The sequence below is a fragment of the Streptomyces sp. NRRL S-495 genome (assembly GCF_000966955.1).
In the GTDB taxonomy this organism is placed as follows: domain Bacteria; phylum Actinomycetota; class Actinomycetes; order Streptomycetales; family Streptomycetaceae; genus Kitasatospora; species Kitasatospora purpeofusca.
In genome coordinates, this window is record NZ_JZWY01000305.1 from 1 (window position 1) to 2,876 (window position 2,876).

3 protein-coding genes are annotated in these 2,876 nt (G+C 77.9%); 2 read left to right on the top strand and 1 reads right to left on the bottom strand.

Annotation, left to right across the window (positions count from 1 at the left end; genetic code table 11):
• The first annotated feature begins 199 nt into the window (after window positions 1-199).
• A complete protein-coding gene (locus VR45_RS17155) occupies window positions 200-1,027 on the top strand; it encodes a DUF998 domain-containing protein (protein ID WP_045940643.1) in 828 nt (275 codons plus the stop codon).
• The gene (locus tag VR45_RS17160) at window positions 1,024-2,022 is read left to right on the top strand and encodes an alpha/beta hydrolase (RefSeq protein ID WP_078896598.1); all 999 of its coding nucleotides are present in this window, start codon (window positions 1,024-1,026) and stop codon (window positions 2,020-2,022) included. Before VR45_RS17155 ends, VR45_RS17160 begins: the two co-directional genes overlap by 4 nt.
• A gap of 14 nt (window positions 2,023-2,036) precedes the next feature.
• On the opposite strand, the gene VR45_RS17165 is transcribed toward VR45_RS17160, so the two are convergent.
• Window positions 2,037-2,726: a GPP34 family phosphoprotein gene (locus VR45_RS17165; RefSeq protein ID WP_045940644.1), complete on the bottom strand. Its 690-nt coding sequence runs from the start codon at window positions 2,724-2,726 to the stop codon at window positions 2,037-2,039.
• Between the last annotated feature and the right edge of the window lie 150 nt (window positions 2,727-2,876).

The following is a 2,876-nucleotide window of genomic DNA, read 5'->3' on the forward strand; positions in this document are numbered from 1 at the left end:
CTCTAACCAACTGAGCTAGCGGCGCCTGCTGACGGGGAAAACAATACACGCTTCCGAAGGGTGCCTCGAACCACCTGGGCGTCACCGGGAGCAGCCTGTCCGTTTCCGCCCGGTTGGGGTGGAGTTTGTCGACGGCTAGGGTGGATTTGTGCCCAGCTCCCACCCCGGTCGCCGGAACGCTCGGCGCACGCCCGCCCCGATGTCCGCCCCGACGTCCGCCCCGGCCCGGCCGGTGGCCGCCGCCAGGGCCGTCGGCGCGCTGCTGCTGCTCAGCGCGGTGGCGTACACCGCGTGGGTCCTGGAGGTGGTGCTCAGCACCGGGCTCGACCCGGTCCAGGCCTACATCAGCGAGCTCGCCGCCGAGGACCAGCCGCTGGGCGGCCTCTTCCGGGCCACCGACCTGGTCGCCGGACTCGCGGTGCTGGCGGCCGCCCTGCTCGCCCTGTCCGCCTTCCACCTCCGCCGCCCGGTACCCCGGCAGGCCGGGGCGAGCCCGGGCCGACAGCCCTGGGCGGCGGGCGGCTGGGCCGCGCTCGCCCTGTTCGGCGCGGCCACCGCCGCCGACTCCCGGCTGCCGCTGAGCTGTGCGCCCACCAGCGACGAGATGTGCGCCGCCCGGGAGACCGCCGGCCTCGTCCCCGCCACCCACACCGCCCACGCCGTGACCAGCAGCCTGGCCGTGCTCGGCGCGCTCGGCGGGCTGACCGCGCTCACCGTCGCCGCCCGGCGCTACCACCGGTGGCCGCCGGTGCGCCGGTACGGGCCGTGGCTGCTGGGGGCCGAGGTGCTCGCCACCGGCTGGAGCCTGGGCGCGATCGCCGCCTTCGAGGCGGGCCACGGCACCTGGGCACTGGGCGCCGGCCAGCGGCTCCAGGTGCTGCTGGTCGCCCTCTGGCTCGCGCTGCTCGCGGCGGGCGTCGGCCTGCCGAGCCGGACCGGCCCTTCCGCCGGGGCGGCCGCCGAGGGCGCTGCCCGCGATGCCCCGGCCGCCGCGCCGTCCCGGACCGAACGGCGGGATCCGGTATGACCGGCGACCGCGGCCCGAGCGCGAACGGCGCCGGAAGCCCCGGCGACCCGAACGGCCCAGGCGGCCCGGACGATCGCGACGGCCCCGACAGCGCCGAGGATCACGAGGGCCCGCCCGCCTCCCGGTCCGGCCCGGCCGCCTTCGTACGGATCGACGGCACCCCGCTGCACGTCCGGGTCGAGGGCCGGGGGCCGGTCTGCCTGCTCACCGGCGGGCTCGGCAGCAGCTGGTTCGACTGGGACCTCGTGGTCCCCTTCCTCACCCCGTACCGCACCGTCGTCCGCTTCGACCGGCCCGGCTACGGCCTGAGCGCCTCCGAACCGGCCGACCGGCCCGCCCCGACCGCCGCCGGGGAGGCGCACCGGATCCGGGCCGTCCTCGACGCGCTCGGCCTGCCCGGACGCTGCACGGTGGCCGGGCACTCGCTGGCCGGCTTCCACGTCGAGGCGTTCGCGCGGCTGTACCCCGAGCGGACGGCCGGGCTGGTCCTGCTGGACGGCAGCGTCGAACCGGACCCCCGGCCGCGCCCGGCGCCCGGCCTGCGGGACCTCGCGGCGCGCGCCACGGCGGCCGCCGGCACCGCCGTCGCCGTGCCCTACCTGCTCGGGCCCGCCGTGCGCCGGACGGTCGCCCGGGCCACCACGGTGCGGCACGAGGACCTCGCCCCGGCGCCGCTGGTCCGGCGCTGCTACCGCACCGGACGGTCGCTGCGGGCGCTGCTCCGGGAGAACACCCACTACCTGGACATGGCCGCCGAACTGGCCGTGCTGCGCCGCACCGCGCCGCTGCCGGCGGGCCTGCCGGTGACCGTGCTCGCCGCCGACGACGGTCTGAGCGGCCCCCGGACCGAGGAATGGCTGGCCGCCCAGCGGGGTCTCGCCGAACTCCTCGGCGCGGACTACCGGCGCACTGCCCCGGCCGGGCACCTGCTGATGTTCGACCGGCCGGACGCGGTGGCCTCGGCGGTCCTGGACACCTCCCGCGGGCCGGACTGACCCCGCCGGGCCGCTCAGCCGCCGCTGGCGTTGTCCGCCCCGACCACCCGGCGCAGGGCCTGGGCGATCGGCTGCTCCCGGGCGACCGTCCGGAAGGACTTCCGCAGCCCCGAGTGCTCCCGACCGGGGAAGAGCCGCCGGTCCAGTTGCGCGGCCCAGAGCATCCCGGCCAGGTGCAGGTCCCGCTCGGCCGAGGGGGAGGCGCCGTGCGGACCGGAAGCACCCCGCAGGGTGGCGGTGATCCGCTCGGCGATCTCGGCGCCGGCGGTGGCGCGCACCGGCAGCCAGGCGCGGTACGGCACCAGCAGGATGCGGCGGCGTTCGAGGGTCAGGTGCCCGCTCGCGACCAGCCGTTCCCGGAAGGAGCGCACCGCCGGCGCCCGCGGCACACGGCGCAGGGCCGCGTCCAGCCCGGGCCGGCGCCCCTTGGGGGACCGCTCCAGCCGGGCGAGCACCTCGGCGGTGACCTCGTCGCCCGCCCCGACCGGACGGAACCCGGTGATCCGCCGGTCCTCGACCGTGAGGCCGCCGGTCAGCAGCAGCTCGGTGAGCACGGCGGCCGCGATCGCCCGCTGGAAGCCGTTCCGGGAGACCCGCAGGGCGCCGCTGTCCGGGTCGGTGCAGAGCAGGACCAGCTCCTCCGCGAGCGCGAGCGGGGGGCGGTCGAAGGCGGCGGGCGGGTCGGGCAGACCGAGGGAAGCCACGGCGACAGCACCTCCGGTGCGAGGACGGACACCCACGCTATCGGCCGACCGCCGCCGTTTCCGGGCCTTCCGGGGAACGGGGAGGAACGATCGGGAGGGTGCGGGAACGCCGAAGGCCCCCTCGCTGCTGCGAGGGGGCCTTCGACCGTC

What these genes read in the sequence shown, in the direction of transcription:
- VR45_RS17155 (WP_045940643.1), top strand. Translation starts at nt 200, where the DNA reads ATGTCCGCCCCGACGTCCGCCCCGGCCCGGCCGGTGGCCGCCGCCAGG.
- VR45_RS17160 (WP_078896598.1), top strand. Translation starts at nt 1,024, where the DNA reads ATGACCGGCGACCGCGGCCCGAGCGCGAACGGCGCCGGAAGCCCCGGC.